Annotated in this window: 23 protein-coding genes; all 23 read left to right on the top strand. The window is 48.5% G+C overall.

Features of this window, described 5'->3' with window-relative positions:
* The first annotated feature begins 1 nt into the window (after nucleotide 1).
* The 23 genes from P156_RS0102845 (at nucleotide 2) to P156_RS0102735 (ending at nucleotide 21,750) form a co-directional block, all read left to right on the top strand.
* The gene (locus tag P156_RS0102845) at nucleotides 2-3,034 is read left to right on the top strand and encodes a hypothetical protein (RefSeq protein WP_027868856.1); all 3,033 of its coding nucleotides are present in this window, start codon (nucleotides 2-4) and stop codon (nucleotides 3,032-3,034) included.
* Nucleotides 3,034-4,038, top strand: coding sequence for a hypothetical protein (locus P156_RS0102840; RefSeq protein ID WP_027868855.1), 1,005 nt, complete (start codon nucleotides 3,034-3,036; stop codon nucleotides 4,036-4,038). The genes P156_RS0102845 and P156_RS0102840 overlap by 1 nt, the downstream gene beginning before the upstream one ends.
* Complete coding sequence (locus tag P156_RS12650) at nucleotides 4,035-5,414, top strand: hypothetical protein (RefSeq protein ID WP_027868854.1); 1,380 nt, start codon at nucleotides 4,035-4,037, stop codon at nucleotides 5,412-5,414. The genes P156_RS0102840 and P156_RS12650 overlap by 4 nt, the downstream gene beginning before the upstream one ends.
* Before the next feature lie 11 nt (nucleotides 5,415-5,425).
* The gene (locus P156_RS0102830) at nucleotides 5,426-6,496 is read left to right on the top strand and encodes a collagen-like protein (RefSeq protein WP_027868853.1); all 1,071 of its coding nucleotides are present in this window, start codon (nucleotides 5,426-5,428) and stop codon (nucleotides 6,494-6,496) included.
* 1 nt (nucleotide 6,497) lies between these two features.
* Nucleotides 6,498-7,355 (top strand): hypothetical protein, encoded by an 858-nt coding sequence (locus P156_RS0102825; RefSeq protein WP_027868852.1) that lies wholly within the window; start codon nucleotides 6,498-6,500, stop codon nucleotides 7,353-7,355.
* A 12-nt stretch (nucleotides 7,356-7,367) separates the two neighbouring features.
* Nucleotides 7,368-9,227 carry an InlB B-repeat-containing protein gene (locus P156_RS0102820; RefSeq protein WP_027868851.1) on the top strand — a complete coding sequence of 620 codons (1,860 nt, stop codon included), beginning with the start codon at nucleotides 7,368-7,370 and terminating at the stop codon, nucleotides 9,225-9,227.
* Nucleotides 9,228-9,241: 14 nt separating this feature from the next.
* Nucleotides 9,242-9,583, top strand: a complete 342-nt coding sequence (locus P156_RS0102815; protein ID WP_027868850.1) for an ATP synthase subunit I — start codon at nucleotides 9,242-9,244, stop codon at nucleotides 9,581-9,583.
* A 36-nt stretch (nucleotides 9,584-9,619) separates the two neighbouring features.
* The gene (locus tag P156_RS11300; protein WP_081818419.1) at nucleotides 9,620-9,874 is read left to right on the top strand and encodes a holin; all 255 of its coding nucleotides are present in this window, start codon (nucleotides 9,620-9,622) and stop codon (nucleotides 9,872-9,874) included.
* Complete coding sequence (locus P156_RS0102805) at nucleotides 9,861-10,424, top strand: N-acetylmuramoyl-L-alanine amidase (RefSeq protein WP_027868849.1); 564 nt, start codon at nucleotides 9,861-9,863, stop codon at nucleotides 10,422-10,424. Before P156_RS11300 ends, P156_RS0102805 begins: the two co-directional genes overlap by 14 nt.
* A 3-nt stretch (nucleotides 10,425-10,427) precedes the next feature.
* Nucleotides 10,428-11,117: a hypothetical protein gene (locus P156_RS0102800; protein ID WP_027868848.1), complete on the top strand. Its 690-nt coding sequence runs from the start codon at nucleotides 10,428-10,430 to the stop codon at nucleotides 11,115-11,117.
* 112 nt (nucleotides 11,118-11,229) lie between these two features.
* Nucleotides 11,230-12,381: a hypothetical protein gene (locus P156_RS0102795; protein WP_027868847.1), complete on the top strand. Its 1,152-nt coding sequence runs from the start codon at nucleotides 11,230-11,232 to the stop codon at nucleotides 12,379-12,381.
* Nucleotides 12,382-12,392: 11 nt separating this feature from the next.
* On the top strand, nucleotides 12,393-12,584 hold the full coding sequence (locus P156_RS11295) for a YegP family protein (protein ID WP_081818417.1): 192 nt from the start codon (nucleotides 12,393-12,395) through the stop codon (nucleotides 12,582-12,584).
* A complete protein-coding gene (locus P156_RS0102785) occupies nucleotides 12,584-13,132 on the top strand; it encodes a hypothetical protein (protein WP_027868846.1) in 549 nt (182 codons plus the stop codon). Before P156_RS11295 ends, P156_RS0102785 begins: the two co-directional genes overlap by 1 nt.
* Nucleotides 13,133-13,269: 137 nt before the next feature.
* Nucleotides 13,270-13,488 (top strand): hypothetical protein, encoded by a 219-nt coding sequence (locus P156_RS0102780; protein WP_027868845.1) that lies wholly within the window; start codon nucleotides 13,270-13,272, stop codon nucleotides 13,486-13,488.
* A complete protein-coding gene (locus tag P156_RS13505) occupies nucleotides 13,463-13,783 on the top strand; it encodes a hypothetical protein (RefSeq protein WP_027868844.1) in 321 nt (106 codons plus the stop codon). Before P156_RS0102780 ends, P156_RS13505 begins: the two co-directional genes overlap by 26 nt.
* Nucleotides 13,776-14,915 carry a DUF2800 domain-containing protein gene (locus P156_RS0102770; RefSeq protein WP_027868843.1) on the top strand — a complete coding sequence of 380 codons (1,140 nt, stop codon included), beginning with the start codon at nucleotides 13,776-13,778 and terminating at the stop codon, nucleotides 14,913-14,915. The genes P156_RS13505 and P156_RS0102770 overlap by 8 nt, the downstream gene beginning before the upstream one ends.
* Before the next feature lies 1 nt (nucleotide 14,916).
* Nucleotides 14,917-15,468 (top strand): DUF2815 family protein, encoded by a 552-nt coding sequence (locus P156_RS0102765; protein WP_027868842.1) that lies wholly within the window; start codon nucleotides 14,917-14,919, stop codon nucleotides 15,466-15,468.
* A gap of 10 nt (nucleotides 15,469-15,478) precedes the next feature.
* Nucleotides 15,479-15,610: a hypothetical protein gene (locus P156_RS13645; RefSeq protein ID WP_255344208.1), complete on the top strand. Its 132-nt coding sequence runs from the start codon at nucleotides 15,479-15,481 to the stop codon at nucleotides 15,608-15,610.
* Between the two features lie 70 nt (nucleotides 15,611-15,680).
* The gene (locus tag P156_RS0102755; RefSeq protein ID WP_027868841.1) at nucleotides 15,681-17,621 is read left to right on the top strand and encodes a DNA polymerase; all 1,941 of its coding nucleotides are present in this window, start codon (nucleotides 15,681-15,683) and stop codon (nucleotides 17,619-17,621) included.
* A 53-nt stretch (nucleotides 17,622-17,674) separates the two neighbouring features.
* Nucleotides 17,675-17,902 (top strand): SHOCT domain-containing protein, encoded by a 228-nt coding sequence (locus P156_RS0102750; protein ID WP_027868840.1) that lies wholly within the window; start codon nucleotides 17,675-17,677, stop codon nucleotides 17,900-17,902.
* Between the two features lie 4 nt (nucleotides 17,903-17,906).
* Entirely contained in the window at nucleotides 17,907-19,091 is a 1,185-nt protein-coding gene (locus P156_RS11290) for a recombinase family protein (RefSeq protein ID WP_185752130.1), read from the top strand.
* Entirely contained in the window at nucleotides 19,078-20,664 is a 1,587-nt protein-coding gene (locus tag P156_RS11285; protein ID WP_034802119.1) for a recombinase family protein, read from the top strand. Before P156_RS11290 ends, P156_RS11285 begins: the two co-directional genes overlap by 14 nt.
* Before the next feature lie 45 nt (nucleotides 20,665-20,709).
* The gene (locus P156_RS0102735) at nucleotides 20,710-21,750 is read left to right on the top strand and encodes a hypothetical protein (RefSeq protein WP_027868839.1); all 1,041 of its coding nucleotides are present in this window, start codon (nucleotides 20,710-20,712) and stop codon (nucleotides 21,748-21,750) included.
* The last annotated feature ends 48 nt before the right edge of the window (nucleotides 21,751-21,798 follow it).

Here is a 21,798-nt window from a genome sequence, read left to right as displayed (position 1 = left end):
TATGGGAACAAAGAAACCAACAGGCCTTTCCATTGCACGGTCAGGAGGAACGCTGACACTGTCCTGGAAGGCTGGAGATAAATACAATAAAGGGCAGGAGTTCGAGAGCAAGACAAGCCAGCAGAAGTCATGGGGCGGGACTGTTAAGCTTGGAGATGATGTCAGGAAGAGAAACTATGGACTTGGACTTTCCTCCTACTATCCGGCGACGTCAAAGTATCTCACCTCAGTGGGCCTGCGCGTCCGGGGGAAGAAAAAGAAGACCTGGAGCGCATGGGCAGATAAAACGTACAGCATCGCAAAGCCTAATGCGCCATCTGTTTCTGCAGCACCGGACGGAACCAACGTAAATGTCTGTGTGTTCTCCTGGAGCGTTGCTACTTCAGATTCGGATAATAAGATCTATGTCAATGCGGAGTATCAGACAATGCTGGTGGCGGACTGCAGCGTGACGGATGGGTCAAAGCTCTCCTGGAAAAGCAGCAGCAAAAGATGGGCAACAGGAACGATCAACGCATCGTCCTATTCCCATACGATCACAGAGGATACCTCTGATATCGCTACGGGCTCCCACACCAGGTGGTTTCGGGTACGCGCGAGGGGTCCTGCTGGGGCCAGCGACTGGCGCTATGCAAAAAGGGTGTATGCTGCTCCCAACCAGGCGGTGATCACATCAGCAAGCGCAACAAAGAACTCAGCAGGAGGTTTCCAGATCTACGTTGCCTGGTCCAATGCTTCGAATGCGGCTAATCCAACAGATTCGATGGTGGTGCAGTATGCAAAGGCGGTTCCTGATCCTGGGATGGTATGTCCAGGATCTGCGTCATGGACAGATATTGCAACGTCTGTACGGTACGATTCCACGAACGCCATTTCAGCCTCTGTGGATGGAACACTGGAAGAGGATCACTGCATTTTTGTCAGGATCAATACGGTGCACCTAGATAAGACCGTCTACGGGGTGCCGGTATCTGCCATGATCGGAAATCTGAAAGCACCAGAGATCGAAAACGTGGAGTCTGATAATGCAACGCACCGGGCGACGATTACCGTATCGCATCAGTCAGAAGTGGCAGACTCCTTTGTGGTTGTCCTATACCGTGCATCTTCAAATCCGGGGCAGGCTGCAGTAGTAGGAATTATCCCGCATGGGAGCACGAGCACTACTGTGCAGTGTCCGGACTGGTCAAACGAGGAGTCCTATTCCTTCGGGATTTATGCGGCGGTTGGATCATACGAAGAAGTAGAGCGCACAGATCAAGTATCAAGCTATACCGTGACCGCAAAAATGAGATCTCTTGGCGAAGTGTGGTCTGGCGGAACTGTACCTAAAGCACCTGCCAATGTTACAGCCACATCAACCTCTATCCCAGGCACCATCCGCGTTTCCTGGGACTGGTCCTGGAAAGAGGCGACGCTTGCAGTTTTATCCTGGGCAGATCATGAGGACGCCTGGGAATCAACTAATGAGCCTGAGGAGTACACCGTAGGAAACGTCCATGCCAGCGAGTGGAATATCTCTGATCTTGAAACAGGGGTGCGGTGGTATATCCGGGTGAGGCTAGGGATCGGATCTGGGGACAATGTCACCTACGGACCTTGGAGTGCGCCGGTTGTCATCGACCTTTCCTCGGCACCTGCGATCCCGTCTCTGATGCTGTCAGCTGGTGTGATCCCAGCAGATGGGAGCATCACGGCATATTGGTCCTACGTGACGACCGATGGAACTGGGCAGGCGTATGCAGAAATATGTGAAGCAGCTATTGATGGGGAAGGAATCACCTACGGGGATATTGTGGCAAGCACACAGACAGCGCAGCATATTACCATAAGTGCAGAGGAAGCTGGATGGGAGCATGGGGAAACGCATCTTCTTTGCGTAAGGGTGGTATCTGGATCCGGCAAGGTCTCAGACTCCTGGAGTGATCCAGTGCCTATCATCATCGCAGAGCCACTTACCTGCGAGATCGTATCAACCAGTCTTGTTTCGCAGACGATCACAGTAGACGGAGAAGATAGATCTGTGCTATCTCTTAGATCCATGCCGCTTCAGGTCGAGGCACGCGGTGCGGGGACTGGCGGGACTACTACAGTGTGGATCGAGAGGGCAGAGGACTACCATGTAGACCGACCAGATGAGACGGAATACACCGGCTATGAAGGGGAGAGCATCGTGCTCATCTCCCGGTATGGCGAAGCTCCCGTTTACATTGCAAAGGAAGACCTCATAGGGGCTCTTGACGATGGAGCAAGGTATCGGGTAGTGGCAACCGTGCAAGATGGCCTTGGCCAGAGCGCCTCTGACAGTATCGAGTTTGAAGTGCACTGGCAGCACCAGGCTGTAATGCCAGAGGCGAGTGTTACCTACGAAGATGACGCAGCCCTGATCACTCTCGTGGAACCAGAAGGAACAGGGGCGGGTGATACCTGTGACATCTACCGGCTTTCATCTGACAAGCCAGAGCTGATCGTCCAAGGCGCGGCCTTTGGGACAACCTACGTAGATCCTTATCCTGCCATCGGTGAGTTCGGTGGCCACAGGGTTGTTTTCCGGACAGCAGATGGCGACTATATCACCGATGAGAATGATCTCGCATTTCTAGATCTTGGGATTGAGGATGGTGATACTCTCCATCTCCCATATGGGATCATCGACTACGACGGGGAGCAGATCGAAATCCTCTACGATGTCACGCAGTCAAACACTTGGGAGAAGGACTTCAAAGAGACAGCCTACCTTGGGGGCGCTGTGCAAGGGGATTGGAATAAATCAGTCTCCATGAAATCATCGATCAGTCTTTCTGCGGTAACTGTAAGGGATCAGATGATGCTAAAGGCTATGCGCCGTCTTGCGGCATACCCCGGCATCTGTCATATCAGAACACTGGATGGTGCGAGCTTTTCCTGTGACATCCAGGTGTCAGAAAACAGAAGTTATGGCCAGAACAAGCATAAGGCAGAGTTTACGTTATCAGTAACCAGAGTGGATCCGGAGGAACTTGATGGACAGACCTATGAGGCATGGAGGGAGTAATGGACTGGAGCAAAGGCTTTACATCGACATACTACGCATACGTGGTAAACCCTATCTCCTGGAAGGAAACTGAGAGGTTTCAGATCACGGGAGGATCTATCGTACACGAAAACGATGCCTTGCGCGAATCTGCGGATATCTCCTGTAAGGGGTATGAACTGGGAAAAGAGCAGTGGATCAGGATATACCTTGATGCAAGGCAGAAGGGAAGCGCAGCTCATGTTCCTTTGTTCACTGGGCTTGCCTGTTCTCCCTCACGGGATATTGACGGCCTATATATCACAAATACTCTGCAGTGCTACTCGGTGTTTAAGCCCGCCCAGGACGTACTCCTTATGCGCGGCTACTATATCCCTGCGGGAATGAATGGAGCAGAGGCGGTTAAGGACCTTCTTTCCGTTATCCCGGCACCTGTCATCATCGAAGGAGCATCGCCTAGCGTTACCACTTCGATCATTGCAGAAGACGGAGAGACCAGGCTATCTATGGCAGATAAGGTGCTGCAGGCACTTGGCTGGCGGCTTCGGATCACAGGAAGCGGGACTGTTATCATCTGTGAAAAAGCAAAGACTTCTTCCTGTTTCTTTGATGCCGTATCCCATGACAGCATTGAGCCTCAAGTATCAATGGAGCACGACTGGTACACATGTCCGAATGTCTTTCGAGCCGTGCAGGATGATCTTTCAGCGGTCGCAAGAGACGACTCTCCGGATAGCCCTCTTTCCACAGTATCAAGAGGTAGAGAGGTATGGGCGGAAGAGATCTCCTGTGACTTTAACTCCGGCGAGAGCATCAGCGAGTACGCGCGAAGGAGACTTAGGGAGCTTCAGTCTGTGTATGTGACAGCCTCATATGAGAGGCGTTTTCAGCCGGATGTATTTGTTGGTGATCTTGTGCGGCTTAAGTATCCCAAGCAGGGTCTTGATGGGATATATGAGGTTACTGCTCAGACGATGGAGCTTGGACATGGTTGCCGAACAAGCGAGGAGGTGAAGATGACATGAGCAGAAATCCAGGAAGCCAGCTTGTAGATATCATCACTTCCGCAGGGAAGAAGGGGACCTCCGCCTATGATACTCAGGCAGAAGTGACCAGGGTAGAAGGTAACACTGTATGGGTGCATATCCCCGGCGGTGTGGAGGAAACCCCCGTCAGGATGACCATGAACGCATCCCCTGGTGAGATCGTCCAGGTAAGAGTATCAGGTGGGAGAGCATGGCTGACTGGAAACGTATCCTCGCCGCCGACAGACAACACGGAGGCTTTTAAAGCGCGGGAAGATGCTGCGCAGGCACAGGCAAAAGCGGAGGCTTCCGAGAAAGAGGCAAAGCGTGCGCAGGATGCAGCAGACAGCGCTGAAAAAGCTGCGGGCAGGGCCTGGGAAAAGGCTGGAGAAGCAGAGCAGGCAGCAGCAGAAGCGGGTGAGTCTGCAGAAGAAGCCAAGGTCTCTGCAAGGACAGCAAACCGTGCTGCAAATGGTGCTCTTACGCAGCTTTCCATCGTAGAGGATGTGGTAGGAACACTAACCTGGATCTCGGAGCACGGTAGTTACGCACTATCCGAAGATACAGAGGTTGTTCCCGGCAAATACTACTTTTCAAGAGTGGGTGATACATACAACATTATCGTAAACCCTTCTGGTGACCCTTCATCGGAGGGGTATTTTGAATTATCTGTTATCGACGAAGCGGTATCAAACTACGTATCCACCCATCTTGCCCTTACAAATGCTGGCCTTTGGGTTGTTAACGACGGGAATTCATATAAGATCCTGCTTGCTGGCGACGGCATGAAGGTCTATGACGCGGAAGGAAATCTGGTAGCGACCTTTGGAGAATCGATCAGCTTCTCTTCGACAAGGCCACAGTATATCGGCGGGGACGATGCCTATATCATCTTCTATGACAGCAATAACGATGGGATCCCGGATGCAATCAACATCGGCGGTTCAAGAGTGACGATCGGGGGGAACAAGAAGCTGTCAGACCTTCTCACCACTCTTGATATCTCCACACGGCAGACAAGCTCAGGGGCTGAGATCACCGTAGGCGATAAAACTGTCACACTGAAAGATGGTGAGGATGCGACTGTTCTTCGAATCGATTCCTCACGCGGGACCGTGTTTAAGAACAGCCAGGTCTCGACGGTCCTTTCGGTGACCATCTATTCCGGAGAGGACAGGATCACAAATAGCACGGATCTTCGTGTGAAGTTTGGTTCCAGTGCCCATCTTCAGTGGTACTGGCAGAGACTTGATGATACAGACTTTGGAATCATCGTGGCGAGCGATCACAAATTATCACAAGACGGCTTTGCGCTGACACTTACGCCAGCTGAAGTAGATACAAAAGTTACATTCAGATGTGAACTCATAACATAAGGAGAAATATCATGGCTATCAAAACATCAGATCAAATCACCATTGCTGACCTTACCGATGCGTATTCCATCATGCTTTCGATGGATGCGATTTCGCTAAATGGCGGGACCTCATCTCTTGGGACATCCCAGAGCGTAACCGTAAACGTTGCCTGCTTTCGAGGGGAGGATCAGCTCACGCCCACCGTAGGAACCCCTACCTGTCCAACTAATGTTACCGCCTCTGTGGGAAGTGCTGCAAACAGCCTGGTCCCGGTGACCATCACCTTTGCAGCGGCGCTTGCGGCATCTGGCAAGGTGGTGATTCCTGTCAGCATCGGAGATATCAGCATCAACAAGGAATTCACCTTTGCCATCGCCTTCAAAGGGCAGACGGGAGGGACTGGTGCTACGGGAAGGGGGATATCTTCTCAGACAACGCAGTATGCAAAGTCTTCAAGCGGCACCACCACGCCGACCTCAGGATGGCAGGACTCCGTGCCTTCTGTTGGAGCAGGGGAGTACCTGTGGACGAAGGTGACCACAAACTATACCAGCGGCGATCCGACCTATTCCTATTCGGTAGCTCGGACAGGCACCAACGGAACCTCAGTCACGGTATCCACCACAAGCGTAAAGTACTGTAAGTCGAGCTCCGGCACAACGGCCCCGGCGGATTCTTCCTTTACCTCGGATACTCCGGTTGCCACATCCGTGGGTGAGTACCTCTGGACCAAGACTGTGGTCACATATTCTGATGGGAAGTCCACCAAAGCCTATGCGGTTGCTGCTCACGGTGCGACCGGTCCCCAGGGGCCGCAGGGGAATCAGGGACCCCAAGGAAACGCTGGAGCAGATGCGATCACGATGGCGATCACTACATCAAACGGGAATATCTTCAAGAATAGCTCCGGGAGCACGGTGCTAACTGCTCATGTGTACAAGGCAGGCGCAGAGGTGACAGGATCCTCTCTGACCGCCCTTGGGACGATCAAGTGGTACAAGGATGGCGGGAGCACAGCTGTTGGCACAGGTGCCACACTGACCGTTAATGCAAGCTCTGTGACGAATAAGGCGGTGTACGAGGCAAGACTGGAGGCGTAGTATGGCGATCAAGGCGAGTGCGTCGATCACAGTATCGATAGAACGGGATATCCAGGGCACTTGGCGCTTCTATATGATCGCATCCTCGACCACGACGCCATCAAAACCTACTGATGCGCAGGGAGTTGCATTTGTTTCCTCAGGTACGATTCCAAGTGGCTGGGCAAAAGTCGAGCCGTCCTATGATGGCACTTCGACAAACAGCCTATATCTTGTTGATCTAACAGCCTTTACAGACAGCGGAGTATTCTGGTCTGAAGTATCAAAAAGCAGTTCCTATGAAGCGGCAAAGGAAGCCTGGAATAAAGCTGCTGTAGCTCAAGATACTGCTGATCATAAGGCAAACCCGGAAGATATCCCCACCGATGTTTCCGATATTGGGAATAGCCTTCATTACGCAACCGAGAACTATGTAGACAATGGAGTAGACGGTGCACTGCAGGCAGCAGGTGGGGTTCAAAATAATTTGGATCAATATAAGGGAGAGGTTCAGGGTGAACTTGGCGTAGTTGATAATCGACTCGACAGCCACGATGACAGATTAGATGAACACGATAAAATCGCGCAGCAGCTTGTTATCGATACAGGGGATGCTTCTCAGGGGATTCCGCCTTCAATCAAGATGTGGGCTGGACAATCCTCTGGTGAACCAAACACCTATCTGAAGATCGTTCCATCAAAGCTTGCGTTTGTTGTCGATGGTATTGAGACCGCCTATTCATCCGCAGATGTTTTCTCAGCTCCGTCCCTGATGACAACCAATATTATGATGCGATCAACAAATGCTTCCGGTGATCCTGTGGGAGAGCTTGGGTGGGTCATGCGCTCGGATGGACATTTGTCGCTCAAGGTATTGTAAGGAGGAAATAATATGGCTGAAAAAGTAGGTACAAGCGTCCATGGTGTTTCTCCGGTAATCAAGTATACGACTTCATCGACAAATACCTCCTACACCATCACAGCAACTTTCTGGAAACGGCAAACAGATACGTATGATGCTTACGGTGGATCACAAAGTGCTAAGCTCACCGGTTCCCACGGAACTGTATATGGTGACGTAGACGTTGCAAAAGAGTATGCATATGGCAGTGGTTATACTGATTCAAGACTCATCGCACAGTATACAAAAACATATACGAAAACGACCAGTACGCAGTCCTATTCTGTAACCTGGGCGCTTGTAAACTTTGAGGTATTCCACGGAACAAGTGATTGGGAGAACTGTAATACATCAGTATCACTGTCTATCACGATACCTGCTCTTGCAACCTATTCGGTCGCATATAACGCGAATAATGGTTCTGGAGCACCTGGGAGCCAAACAAAGACATATGGAACAGCACTGACCTTATCCTCCACAGTTCCAACCAGAACGGGATATACTTTTAAAGAATGGAATACCACATCCAATGGAACTGGCACAAGCTATAGTCCAGGAGGAAGTTACACCGCAAATGCGGCTGTCACCTTATATGCAATATGGATCCCGAATACCTATGAGGTTCTGTTTAACGCTAATGGAGGTACTGGTGCTCCCGGTACACAAATCAAGACGCAAGATCAGACGATTATACTATCCAATGCTATCCCGCTGCTTTCAGATTGTGATTTTGTGTCCTGGAATACGGCATCGAATGGGTCAGGGACAAACTACAGTCCAGGCGGAAGCTATACAGCCAATACCGGGGCTACCTTATATGCTATATGGACAGGAAAATATACATCGCCAACACTAAGCAATCTAAAGGCGGTGCGGTATAACACAAGCACATCTTCAGATGATCCTGGGTCAGGGACTGCACTGCGGCTAGCGTTCAACTGGACAAAAGGCAGGTTGTATAACAGAAATACGAGCGCATATGAAGACGTGCTCCCAACTATTACAATGAGTTATGTGGAGCACGGGTCATCTGCGACACCGCAAACGATATCTGTCTCAAATTCAAATCTTAACGTCAATCAGATCATCAGCAGCGTAACATTTGATCTGAACAAAAGGTACGATATCTCTGTCACACTTGCCGTGTCAGGAAGATCTTCGATCGTAGCCAGCACTTTTCTTTCGAATAGTTTCTTTCCAATCGACATTTCCCCGGAGGGAAAGTGCATCGGGTTTGGGGTTCCTGCAGAAGAGAATACGGAATCAAGTCATCCAAACGGGCTCTTCAAGATCGGGATGGACGTATCTCTGAGAGATAAAGCAGGAACATTTCAGTCTATGTTCGACCTCGTATATCCGGTCGGATCGTATTATGACACGAGTAATGCAAGTTTTGATCCGCGAGTATCGTGGCCTGGAACATGGGAAAAGATTGAGGATGGTCGAGTTCTAATCGCTCGCGATTCTTCCCATACTGTAGACGGAGGTGGTGAGACTAAGTCTTATACGCCAGCTGGCACGGTAGGGAATCATACTCTGACAACGGCTGAGATTCCTGCTCATACGCACGGGTTCACGACTGGTGATGCTGGGAAGCATAAGCACACTCTTGGAGATTACAAATATGGAGCGAACTACTGCGCCTCCGGAGGAAGATCCGGAATGGGTAAGAACAGTGATGCGAACACAACCGTCAATACTAGCGAGGTGGCGGCACATCATCATACCGGTACGACTAATTCAAACACAGGAGGAGGCGGTGCCCATAATCACGGATTCACAGGAACCGCGGCAAGCATTAACGTCATGCAGCCCTATACGCCGGTATACCGGTGGCATAGGACCGCGTAGGAAGGTGGACGAACGTGACCACAATCATATTAAACACCGGGATCACGGCTGCCGTCAGCTTTATAATTGGCGGCGTGCTGTCTTGGATCTGCGCATGGGCAAGGCACCGGTGTAAGCAGCGGAAGAAAGAAAAGTCCTTGCTCGAGGATCTTGGCACTGGGATGATGTACCTTCTGAAACAGGATATTATCGACCGATGTGACAAGATGCTCGATCAGCAGAAGATCGATCTTGATGAGTGGGATGATCTACGGGCAGAAAACGAGATCTACCTGCGTCTCCACGGAAACGGGGATGCAAAGGAACGGATGAAACTCGTGAAGGAGAAGGTAAAGAAGCAGGAGCTGAACGGCTGAGTCCGCAAGGCTCCTTTTTAATTGGAGGTGAAGACCATGAACAAAGTATGGATTAAATGCGCGGCGATCCGTGCGGTAAAGACAATGGCCCAGGGCATGACCACCCTGATTGGAACAAACATGGTCAGCATCACGGAACTCCCCTGGCAGGAGATCATCGGGTGCACGATCACAATGGGAGTGCTGTCCATTTTGACGTCTCTTGCCGGGCTCCCCGAGGTGGAGATGCCGAATGAACTGACAACTGATGAAGTTATTGATGACGGAGGTGAGGAAGATGAAGTGGAATAAGGAAACGGATCTGTTCGTGCTGATCTGCGGACATGGGACATCCATCGACGGCTCCTGGGATCCTGGCTGCACCTATGGGAAGTACAGTGAGGCAGCGCTGATGCTGAAGATCACAAAGGAGGCGGCCAGGTATCTCAGAGGATCTGGTATCAAAGTCCTTACCGATGCGGACAAGGGGAACAATCGGAATATGATCAGCTGCGTGAAGTGGGCGAACTCCAAGGGAGCTGATTTCTATCTGTCTATCCACTGCGACTACAAGGCTGCTAGTTCGGGTGTATATCCTCTCTACGTATCATCTGCTGGGAAGAAAGCTGCTAAGGCCATCGGTAAACCCCTTGCAAAAGAGATGAAGATGAAGTATAAAGGAGTGGCAAAGCGTCCGGATCTCTACGAGTTGACTCAGACAAACATGCCTGCGGTGCTGCTTGAGACCGGTGCTATTAAGGCTGATCTTGATAAACTGAAGGATTATAGGAAATACGGCAAGGCACTGGCAAAGGCGATCTGCGGGTATCTTGATATCGAGTTCACGGGAAAGAAGGTGTAGGAAGTGGAGCTTAGAAAGCATATCGGAAGAAAGCTGAAGCACTTTCGCGTGCTGGAAGGCACATGTTACCACAAGGGTTACTACTTCCTCATCTTCGGGAATATGAAGAAGGGGACTTCCAGGATTGTAAAACTCAAGGCAGGTAAAGAGAAGGAGGTCATCAAGGTATCTAAGACTCTCCACATCGGCCATGGGAATGACTGCTGCGTTCGGGACGGAGTATTACTTGTCACCCATTCGGGAAAGAGCAACGCCATCCACCGGATCGATGCGAAGACCCTGGAGAAGATGCCAGACGCCATCGTGACTGGATGTTCCGGCGGCTTCAACGCGATCTGCTGCTTTGGAAAGGGGTATCTGGTCAAGAAGATGGCCAGCAAGAAAGTCTACGTTCTTGATGATAAGTTCCGGAAGAAAGGTGTCATCCGGCTTTCCAAGACCTACAAACTTGGGCAGGGGATGGCTTACCACGACGGTAAGATCTACAGGGCATTCTCCCAGGGACAGAGCCATGAGAATTATGTTTGTGTCTACGACAGTAAAGGAAAGCTGATCAAGAAGCACCACTACGACCACGTTTGCGAGATCGAGGATGTGATGATCGTCGGCGGACAGATAAAGGTCTCGATCTACCGGAAGGTCAAGAAGAAAGGGAAGACGAAGTCCAGGGCGTATATCAGGAAGTTGAAGTAAAGCAAACCCTCGTATCTCAGATTATCTCGGGTGCGGGGGTGTTTTTTTATTGCCGGTTAGTTTTCGGTAGCGTATAATAGTTTTGAAATAAAAAAATAGGAGACATACAAAGATGGCTGGAAATGATATTATTGCTACTACGGAATTATATATAGAACCCGTTGAGGATCAGAACGAGATAAAAGACAGGAAGGAAATTCTTTTAGCTGATCTTCCAGCAATTGGAGTAGGATTTGAACCGGTGAAGACAGCCATCCAGACTGTGTTTAGTAGCGGTGAAGCAACGAGCGGTTTATACAGGGTTACTATTCCTAATGGGGGTCAGTTGGCCTCCTTTAAGGATGGGAGCGGTTATCTTGGAACGGTATTGAAAGAGAACGGAGCCGTGGGAGGAGGACAAGCACGTTTGAATCCCGTTGTCTTTGACCCGACAATGTTCTGTATGGCACTCACGCTGATGAACATCCAAAGGAAAATGAATAGCATTCAGAAATCCCTGGATGCTATGATGACGTATTTTGATATCAAACAAAAGACAGAGCTTCAGGGTAGCCTGATTTTCCTATCCGATATTCTTTGTCATTTTCAGTACAATTGGAACAATGATCAATATAAGAGTAATAGCCATCTAAAAGCTATGGATATAAGACAACAAGCGGAACAAGGCATTCTTTTTGCAAAAGAGAAGATCAATGATAATATTCAAGGCCGTCTGTTCGACGACGAGTGGTTGCTTCATGGCGACCAGGAGGTTAAAAAAGAAGTAAAAAAAATCAATACACTTTTCGAAGAATACAGACTTGCAGTCTACCTTTTCAGCATGGCTTCATACGTAGAACTTCTTCTGTTGGGGAATACAGATGCTGACTACCTGAAAGACGTGTCCGATAAAATTAAGGAATATAGTTATGAGTATAGAAATCTATATACAAAAGCCTACGATAAAATGGAAAAAGTATTGAACAGATCGATTGATGGAACTATAGTGAAAGGATTGGCAAGCGCTGGATTGGGTGCAGGGAAGGTCGTATCAAAAGTGCCGCTTATGAATAGAACCCCCATCAATAAGTATATTCAATTCGCTGGGAAAAGCCTCAAAGATACGCGTGTAAAAAAGGATACTCACACTCTAACAAATTTCAAAAAGCTACAAGACAGCCATGCGACATTGTATATTGATAGCATCAATCAAATTAAATATGTCTATAATGAGCAACTAGTGGTATTGTTCGATCGTGAGAAGGTGTATCTGCCAAATGTATAGAACATGTAGTAATGGGACATATGAAGGAGCATAAGAAATGGGATATTATCAAAAAGACCAACACAGGAATTATGTTTGATCTGAAGGCAGGGAACAGCGAGATCATCGCTACAGGCGAAGGATACAAGGCTAAGAGAGGTTGCCTGAACAGTATCGAGAGTATCCAGAAGTACGATGATTCTGAGGTTGTTGAGGCAGAGTGATGAGGATAAATAGAAGAGTTCTAAACATTATTGTTTCGGTTCTGTTAACATGTACATTAGTATTTTCGGGATTAATCTTCTGCGGTTGTAGTAATCAGGGGAGTTCTTCTTCTGATGATAACACTTCTTCTGAAGAGTACGATGACGAGGAAGAAGAAGCTGAAGACGAGGAGGATGAATTTGATTCTGAAGTTCAATCTGAATACCCCGTAGTATCCTATGATGAGGTTGGTGATTATATAGATCAGACCGTCAATCTATATATTGAAGATTATTGGTGGTCATATCGTGATGACATAGAGGGATCTCCACTCTTCATCAACGTCGGAGCAGATTACCCAGATCCTGATCGTGTTCAGGTAATTATCTGGGGGGAAGATTTACCCAAATTCGACAAATGTGCTCAAGAAATGGGTTTTGAGAACTTTGAAGGAATGCTTGAAGCGGGTCTTAATGGTGGCTATTTCACTGGCACACTTGAAGTGTATAATGATGTAGCGCAAATGACACTTACCGACATTGATCAAATGCCGCCTGATCCTTTATAAAGAATCCCATATTTATGGTCTGTAGGAAAAATCCTGCAGGCCTTTATTTTTTTGCAATAAAACGTCAGATATCATCACCTCCCGTGGCTACCAGGTAGAGGGCAACAACTACAGCACCTCGGAAAGGAGGAATAAACGTGGAACACAAAGTCATGATCAGTGTTTCAGAAAAGCCACAGTCTGATGGCGTATTCGCTTGCCGGAATGTCACCATCCGGGAGAGGCTCCTGCGATATCTCTTTGGGGATAGACGCAAGGTTACTATCCTGGTACCCGGTGACAGTGTGGGAGAGATCGCCATCTGTAAGTCAGAGAGAGGAGGTGACCAGTATGGAGAAGGCCAAGATCATGCTTGATGCGGCAAGGCTGATGTCTGCTGCGGCGGAGGATCTGAAGGAGTGCTCGAAAAGACTGGAGCTGTTATGCGGCGAGCTGACAGACGGATCATCTGAGCAGGTGTCAGAAAAAGAAGCAGCACCAAAGTACACGCTGGAACAGGTGAGAGGAGTACTCGCGGACAAGAGTCGAGCAGGTCATACTGCAGAGATCAGGGAGATGCTGAAGCGCTACGGTGCAGATAAGCTGAGTGCGGTAGACCCGAAGCATTACCCAGCGATCATGAAAGAAGCGGAGGGGATGTCCGATGAGTAATCATGCAATTCTCTCTGCTTCCGGATCCCACCGGTGGCTTCACTGCTTACCATCGGCTAGGCTGGAGCTTGAGTTCGAGGATACCACCTCGGAGGCAGCCAGGGAAGGCACTGCGGCACATGCGCTGTGTGAGCACAAGTTGAAGCGTGCACTGCGTATGAGGAGTAAACGGCCGACTTCGGACTATGACTCCGATGAGATGGAAGAGTGTACCGATGCCTATGTGGACTTCATCATGGAACAGCTAGAAATCGCAAAGCAGGTATGCAGTGACCCAATAGTTCTCATCGAGCAGCACCTGGACTTTTCTTGTTACGTCCCAGACGGGTTTGGCACCGGAGACTGCATCATTATCGCAGATGACCGGCTCCACATCATCGACTTCAAGTACGGTATGGGAGTACTGGTCGAAGCAGAGAACAATCCGCAGATGAAACTGTACGCCATAGGTGCGCTTGAGATCTACGATGCTCTATACGACATCAATAAGGTGTCCATGACTATCTTTCAGCCAAGGCGGGAGCACGTGAGCACCTGGACGATCTCCGTAACAGAACTCAGGGACTGGGCGGATAACGAGCTGAAGCCCAAGGCGGAAATGGCCTTTGCCGGAGAGGGAGAATACACTCCTGGCGAATGGTGTACCTTCTGTAGAGCAGCAGTCCGGTGCAGAGCAAGAGCAGAGGAGAAGCTAAAGATCGCCCAGATGGAATTCAGAAAGCCGCCTCTTCTGACAGATACGGAGATCGAGGAGATCCTTGCCATCATCCCGGATCTGACCAAGTGGGCGAACGAGATCACAGCCTATGCCACCGAAACCGCAGTAAACCACGGAAAGGAATGGGCTGGCTATAAGGTGGTCGCAGGAAGATCCGTCAGGAAGTACCGGGATGAGGAAGCAGTGGCAGAGGCAGCGAAGCAGGCTGGATATAAGGACATCTACCAGAAGTCACTGATCACGCTCACTGACATGGAGAAGCTGATGGGCAAGGATAAGTTTAAGGAGATACTTGGTGATCTTGTCTACAAGCCGCCAGGGAAACCAACGCTGGTACCTGTTACGGATAAGAGGCCAGCGATCAATACAACAAACGCTAAATCAGAATTCAATGAAATAACGGAGGACAAGTAAAATGGCTAAAGTGAAAAACAGAACAAAGGTTATTACAGGAATTAACACAAGACTTTCCTATTTCAATGGCTGGGAGCCGGTTTCCATTAACGGCAGTGCGGAGAAATACTCTACATCGGTGCTGATCAGAAAGGATGATACCGATACAGTGGAAGCGATCAACCGGGCCATTGACGCGGCCATCGAGGAAGGGATTGCGAAGTTCGGTGGGAAGAAGCCGAACAAGGCTGCGATCAAGCTGCCCTTAAGAGACGGGGACATCGAAAGGGATGATGAGGCATACAAAGGCCACTGGTTCATCAATGCCAATTCCAAGACCCCGCCGCAGATCGTCGACAGGAACGTGAAGCCGATCCTGGACCGTTCAGAAGTCTACAGCGGCTGCTACGCGAGAGTGTCCCTGAATTTTTACGCTTTCAACAGCAATGGAAATAAGGGGATCGCCTGCGGTCTCGGGAACATCCAGAAAGTCAGAGATGGAGAGCCGCTCGGAGGCAAGTCCACCGCAGCAGACGATTTTGCCACTCTGGAAGATGAGGATTTCCTGGCGTAGGAGGTGCAACATGACTCAATTCGAACACAGGATGCTTCTTATCTGCTTTGGAACTTGTTCTGGGCTTTTACTTGGGATGGTGCTCATCACGGTAGACAATAAAGTCCACAAGTTCAAAGCACGGAGGAAGAATGGGAAGTGACTGTAAACTGAATATAAGGATTCTGGGCGGCAGGGAATGCTCTCTGCTGCCTTATTTATAGGAGGCCGGAATGAGAAACATAAGTATTGATGTCGAGACGTATTCTTCCCGCAGCCTTCAAAAGTGCGGGGTGTATAAATACGCAGAAAGCCCAGACTTTGAGATCATGCTCTTTGGGTATAGCGTGGACTTTGGTCCGCTACGGGTGGTTGACCTTATCCAGGGAGAACAGGTCCCGGAAGCAGTGCTTGATGCCCTGGTAGACCCTGCGGTCACCAAATGGGCTTTCAATGCTCAGTTTGAAAGGATCTGTCTGTCCGTGTTCCTTGGATTGCCACAAGGGAAATACCTTGATCCAAAGTCCTGGAAGTGCAGTATGATCTGGTCTGCGTACATGGGATTACCGCTCTCACTTGAGGGAGTAGGAGTGATCCTTGGTCTGGAAAAGCAGAAGCTGGCAGAGGGGAAGGATCTGATCCGTTATTTCTGCGCTCCGTGCAAGCCTACAAAAACGAATGGTGGCAGGATTCGGAACCTGCCGGAGCATGCTCCCGATAAGTGGGAAATGTTCAAATCCTACAACATCCGCGACGTGGAAGTGGAGGTTCAGATCCAGAAGAGGTTAGCGAAGTTCCCTGTTCCTGATGGAGTGTGGGATGAGTATCATCTGGATCAGGAGATCAATGACAGAGGGATACGTGTGGACATGCCATTGGTCCAGGAAGCGATAAAGATCGATGAGATGGTGCGTGAGAGGCTGACAGAGGCCATACAGGAGATCGCCGGGATAGAGAATCCGAACAGCGTGGTGCAGATGAAGGGCTGGCTGGCGGATAATGGACTTGAAACAGACACACTTGGGAAGAAAGCAGTAGCAGGGCTTATCCACGAGACGGAAGGGGCGGTGTCGAAAGTATTATCACTTCGTCTACAGCTGGCAAAGTCATCGGTGAAAAAGTATCAGGCGATGGTGAATGCTGCCTGCAAGGACAATCGGTGTCACGGAATGTTCCAGTTCTATGGAGCGAACAGGACAGGGCGCTTCTCAGGACGGCTGGTGCAATTGCAAAACCTCCCGCAAAACCATATATCCGATCTTGCTGAGGCCAGAGCTCTTGTCAGGGATGGAGCCATCGATGCCTTGGAACTACTCTATGACGATATCCCGGACACCTTATCGCAGCTGATCAGAACAGCCTTTATTCCAGTAGACGGTATGAGGTTTTATGTAGCTGACTTCTCTGCGATCGAAGCACGCGTCATTGCCTGGTTTGCCGGGGAGGATTGGCGCTCGGATGTGTTCAGGTCAGGCGGTGATATCTACTGCGCATCGGCCAGTCAGATGTTTAAGGTGCCGGTTGAGAAGCATGGCGTGAATGGTCATCTCCGGCAGAAGGGGAAGATAGCAGAACTCGCGCTCGGTTACGGCGGGAGCACGGGAGCACTGAAGGCGATGGGCGCACTCGAGATGGGTCTATCGGAAGAAGAACTGCAGCCTCTTGTGGATGCCTGGCGGAAGTCAAACCCTAACATAGTCCGATTCTGGTGGGACATTGACCGGGCCGTGAAGGAAGTGGTCAAGCAGAAGGGTACACGGACAGTACGTGGGATCAAGTTCTTCTGGCAAAGCGGCATGCTCTTCATCACGCTTCCATCCGGCCGGAACCTTGCCTACGTGAAGCCGCGCATCGGGGAGAATCGATTCGGAGGCGTGTCCGTTACCTATGAGGGCGTCGGGAGCACGAAGAAGTGGGAACGTATCGAGAGCTATGGTCCGAAATTTGTGGAGAACATCGTGCAGGCCACAGCTAGAGACATCCTTATGTATGCGATGAAAACGCTGAGGAACTGCAGCATCGTAGCTCATGTGCATGATGAGATCATCATCGAAGCGGACCCTTCTATGAGCCTCGAGGCTGTCTGTGAGCAGATGGGCAGGGTACCAACATGGGCGGAAGGACTGGTTCTCCGGGCCGATGGATACACCTGTGATTTCTATATGAAAGACTAATGAAACGTCAGATTTCACCTCTTGCCAAGGCTACCTGGTAGGAGGTGTTTTTTATGGGCACGAATTACAACATCCCATTTCTTGTCACAATGGATTATGCATTTCAGATGCTCCAGGACGGCATTTTGACAGTCGATGAATACAAGAGGTTCTTTTGTGAAATGAGCCAAAAATATAAATGCGAAGACGTCCGAATTTTGTATCAAAGTAAGCTTGATATATATATCGATCAGAGCGTTAATGGTGATACGAAAGGAGCGATGAAGAATGCAAATAACTAAGCTTTTGCTAAAAAAGAAAGAAGTATCGAGGCGTAAAGTTGCGGCCTATGCTCGTGTATCGAAAGATTCCGATATGCTCTTGCATTCGCTTGCCAACCAGGTTTCATACTATTCAGAGCTGATCAACTCGAACCCGGAATGGGAATTTGCCGGCATCTACGTTGACGAGGGGATTTCAGGGACAAAACTGAAAAATAGAGATGGCTTCTTGCGTATGATGGAGGATGCCCGCAGGGGGAAGGTCGATCTGATAATTACGAAGTCCGTTTCACGTTTTGCTAGAAACACGGTTGACTTGCTTCAAAGCATCCGAGACTTTCAGGAACTGAACGTTGAGGTCAGATTCGAGAAGGATGGGATCAGCACATTTGATGGCGAAGGGGAGTTGATGCTATCACTTATAGCATCATTTGCACAAGCTGAAGCTGAATCCATTTCAGAAAATGTGAAGTGGGGTAAGCGGAAACAAATGCAGGAAGGAATCTATCATCATTCTTCGCGGTGCTACGGGTATGAATGGCAGGGTGACAACTTTGTGATCGTGCCAGAAGAAGCGAAGGTGGTGCGCTATATATTTGAATCCTACATAGCCGGAATGTCACCGAAGCATATTGCGGAGAGCATCAAAGCGACAACTACAACCGGAGCACCGTTTTCACGGATCGCGGTAAAGGACATACTGAAGAATCAAATCTACACCGGCGACAGAGTGCTCCAGAAGTTTTACTCACCAAAGGTTAGGAAGAAGACCAGAAATTACGGAGAACTTCCACAATACGTTCTGGAAGGTGTCCACGAAGGTATCGTATCGCATGAGATATTTGATCAGGTCCAGGAGATCATGCGGGAGCGAGCAGAGAAGACTCCAAAGAAAACATTCACCTGTTTTACGGGGAAAGTGAAATGCGGGCACTGCGGTAGGTCCTGTTGCCGCCGCACCATTCGTGGTAAACGCATTTGGAAATGTCAGGGGAATGAAATAAGCAAGGTCTGTGATGCAAGGTACATCGGCGAAGATGAGCTCCGGAGCATCACTTTTACTATACTTGACGATGAGGATGACTTTGTCCGCAAAGTGGACCGCATTGATCTGTACAACGATCATGTAGCATTCATTATGGCTGAGGGAAAAACGATTAAACGAACCAGGAAGACAGGGAGGAGGCACCAAAAGAATGCAGGGAAATAAAGTAGTAACGGTGATCCCGCAGAAGAAAAAGGTCAAGAAAGATACACATGGCCAGGATACCAAAAAGCGAAGGGTCGCGGGATACGCCAGAGTATCAACTGATCTTGAACAGCAGCAGAACTCGTACCAGACACAGCTCGAGTATTACAAGACTTACATCAACAGCAGACCAGACTGGGAATTCGCAGGTATGTATTCAGACGAAGGCATCACCGGCACCAGCACCAAGCGGCGTGACGGATTTAATCATATGATTGAGGACGCGCTGGCCGGCAAAATCGACTTGATTGTAACGAAATCAGTATCTAGGTTTGCCAGAAATACGGTTGACTCGCTATCGACGGTCAGAAAGTTGAAGGACGCCGGTGTCGAAGTGTACTTTGAGAAGGAGAATATCTATACGCTTGATCAGAAGGGGGAGCTGCTCATCACAATTATGTCGTCCCTGGCTCAGGAAGAAAGCAGATCAATATCTGAAAATACAACCTGGGGCCAGCGAAAGAGAATGGCAGACGGACATGGCTGTATTGGCTTCTCACACTTCCTGGGATACGACAGAGGCCCAGATGGAGAGTTTGTGATCAATGAAGAGCAGGCCAAGATCGTAAAGCGGATCTATAATGAATACCTCGATGGCAAGAACACATCACAGATAGCTCGAGATTTGTCCAACGATGGAATTAAGACCGTGACCGGAAAGGACAGATGGCATCCGACAACAATTATCTCAATTCTCAAGAATGAGAAATATATCGGAGACTGCCTGATGCAGAAGTTCTACGTTGAGGATTTCCTGACAAAGAAGATGGTCAGAAACCAGGGTGAGCTTCAGCAGTACTACGTGAAAGGTCATCATGAGCCCATTATTTCGGAAGAGGTATATAACGCGGTTCAGCGGAAGATGAAGGCCATCCAGAAGAAGAAACATCAGTCTGGAGCGAGGGATTTCTCATCTATGGTCATCTGTGGAGACTGCGGATCGTACTACGGATCAAAAGTATGGCACTCGAATGACAAGTACAAGAAGATCGTCTACCGCTGCAATAAGAAATACAATGGCGACAAGTGTAACACACCAGCGGTCGATGAGGATCGATTGAGAGAAGTGTTTATCGAAGCCATCAATAAGCTTCTCGAAAACAAAGGCGAGATCGTAAGCAATATGGAAAGGGCCCTGGCTATTAAGAACGAGACGAATTACGAGGAGATAATCCGGAGGGCAGTCGTAGAGCTTGATAAAGCGGAGGCAGCATTCCGGGCGTTGATCGACCGGCAAAAGGTGACGCCTATCGCCTTCGAAGAATACGAGAAGAAGATCAGGACGGCCGGAAAGAGATACGATAAGGCAAAAGAAGAATATGACCGACTTCTGGAAGAAAGCCAAAACCGGACCAGGAGCATCTACGAGATAGAGCAGTTTATAAAGAGTCTGGTGGAGCAGAACGAGGTTATTGTCAACTACGACTACGGACTAATGAAACGAACAGTGAAACAGATTACGATATCTAACAACAGTGGGGCGATTTTCGAATTCTATGATGGTTCAGAAATAGCAGTGGATAAGGTGAGATAGGTATGATAGAATAATACGAAGAACACAATTATTATTGAGGATAGTATGGGATTCAAAGATGAAATCAAATCGCTCTCACAAACAGTCATAGCTATGCAGGAAAATGAAGAGCGCGAATATATTACCGACGATGAAGCGATAGCTGCAATCAATGTTTTAAATTTTGCGAAATACAATAAAGTGCCAGATATATTTTTGGGTTGTGCCGCATATAATCTGCTCAATGTATATGTTAAACAGAAAACAAGTGGCCTATCATGTAGTTTTCACCGTTTTATTCGTGAAATAATAAAAGGAATTGAAGATGTAAATCAACCGAAAACCATTAGACTTGCATTTGATACAAGTGAAAACCTAAACCTATTGATAATAAATTTTTGGGATTTTCAATTTAGTTTTCAGAGTATGAGATTGACAGATCAAATCAAAAATCTTTTATCAAATAGATTATTGACTTGGGATGGCATTAGGAAGCAAAAATGTGCTGGAACAATATTCAGATTTGCGTTAGATAATTCCTGGATTTCAAATACAACACTTGGCGGAGAGGATCTACGCGCTTTCATTGAAAGAGAGATATCTATTTATTATGAAGATGGCTATTCTGTTAAGGATGGAAGATTTGTCAAGGTAAAAGAATTACAGCCCGCAAAAGATGAGCTTGATGAGCACTTGAAAAACTATATTAGAAGCAAACTATATTCTTGTCAAGATAGGCCAGTGATAATTTCGGGTATCTTCCGAAAAGCATGGGAAAAGCATGTTACATTCACATCGGTAAAACCCTTTATTCCAAATACAAGGGTAATAACCATATGTGATCATATCAATCTATTTAGAAAAGATGTTGAAAGATCAATAGATATCAACTCACTGCAATTTGGAGAAAGGTATTACATTATCGGTTACTGTAGACCGTATAAACGAGTTGACAGGATGGGAGTTCAGTTGGCTGTCGAAGAAGGTTTTTGTCCAATTTTTAGGATGAAAGATTACTCCATGATGCCTGTAGACATAAAGAGTAGATGCCATAGGTTTAGCATAGAAGAATATCTTAGCATTAAACAGCAAGAACTGAAACTATAACACAAAGTGCAACAAGTCTTTTCGTGCAGCAGGAGCAGAAACTCCTGC

Source organism: Eubacterium sp. AB3007 (genome assembly GCF_000688015.1).
Classification (GTDB): domain Bacteria; phylum Bacillota; class Clostridia; order Peptostreptococcales; family Anaerovoracaceae; genus Aminicella.
Note: the sequence above shows the minus strand (reverse complement) of the source record. Positions and strands in the feature narration are given on the sequence as shown.

Excerpts from the sequence above, each read along its gene's own strand:
- P156_RS0102825 (WP_027868852.1), top strand. The coding sequence starts at position 6,498 with ATGGCGATCAAGGCGAGTGCGTCGATCACAGTATCGATAGAACGGGAT.
- P156_RS0102785 (WP_027868846.1), top strand. The coding sequence starts at position 12,584 with ATGAGGATAAATAGAAGAGTTCTAAACATTATTGTTTCGGTTCTGTTA.
- P156_RS0102735 (WP_027868839.1), top strand. The coding sequence starts at position 20,710 with ATGGGATTCAAAGATGAAATCAAATCGCTCTCACAAACAGTCATAGCT.
- P156_RS0102845 (WP_027868856.1), top strand. The coding sequence starts at position 2 with ATGGGAACAAAGAAACCAACAGGCCTTTCCATTGCACGGTCAGGAGGA.
- P156_RS0102830 (WP_027868853.1), top strand. The coding sequence starts at position 5,426 with ATGGCTATCAAAACATCAGATCAAATCACCATTGCTGACCTTACCGAT.
- P156_RS0102750 (WP_027868840.1), top strand. The coding sequence starts at position 17,675 with ATGGGCACGAATTACAACATCCCATTTCTTGTCACAATGGATTATGCA.
- P156_RS12650 (WP_027868854.1), top strand. The coding sequence starts at position 4,035 with ATGAGCAGAAATCCAGGAAGCCAGCTTGTAGATATCATCACTTCCGCA.
- P156_RS0102755 (WP_027868841.1), top strand. The coding sequence starts at position 15,681 with ATGAGAAACATAAGTATTGATGTCGAGACGTATTCTTCCCGCAGCCTT.
- P156_RS0102840 (WP_027868855.1), top strand. The coding sequence starts at position 3,034 with ATGGACTGGAGCAAAGGCTTTACATCGACATACTACGCATACGTGGTA.
- P156_RS13505 (WP_027868844.1), top strand. The coding sequence starts at position 13,463 with ATGGAGAAGGCCAAGATCATGCTTGATGCGGCAAGGCTGATGTCTGCT.
- P156_RS0102795 (WP_027868847.1), top strand. The coding sequence starts at position 11,230 with ATGGCTGGAAATGATATTATTGCTACTACGGAATTATATATAGAACCC.
- P156_RS11295 (WP_081818417.1), top strand. The coding sequence starts at position 12,393 with ATGGGACATATGAAGGAGCATAAGAAATGGGATATTATCAAAAAGACC.
- P156_RS0102765 (WP_027868842.1), top strand. The coding sequence starts at position 14,917 with ATGGCTAAAGTGAAAAACAGAACAAAGGTTATTACAGGAATTAACACA.
- P156_RS0102805 (WP_027868849.1), top strand. The coding sequence starts at position 9,861 with ATGAAGTGGAATAAGGAAACGGATCTGTTCGTGCTGATCTGCGGACAT.
- P156_RS0102770 (WP_027868843.1), top strand. The coding sequence starts at position 13,776 with ATGAGTAATCATGCAATTCTCTCTGCTTCCGGATCCCACCGGTGGCTT.
- P156_RS13645 (WP_255344208.1), top strand. The coding sequence starts at position 15,479 with ATGACTCAATTCGAACACAGGATGCTTCTTATCTGCTTTGGAACTTGT.
- P156_RS0102820 (WP_027868851.1), top strand. The coding sequence starts at position 7,368 with ATGGCTGAAAAAGTAGGTACAAGCGTCCATGGTGTTTCTCCGGTAATC.
- P156_RS11285 (WP_034802119.1), top strand. The coding sequence starts at position 19,078 with ATGCAGGGAAATAAAGTAGTAACGGTGATCCCGCAGAAGAAAAAGGTC.
- P156_RS11300 (WP_081818419.1), top strand. The coding sequence starts at position 9,620 with ATGAACAAAGTATGGATTAAATGCGCGGCGATCCGTGCGGTAAAGACA.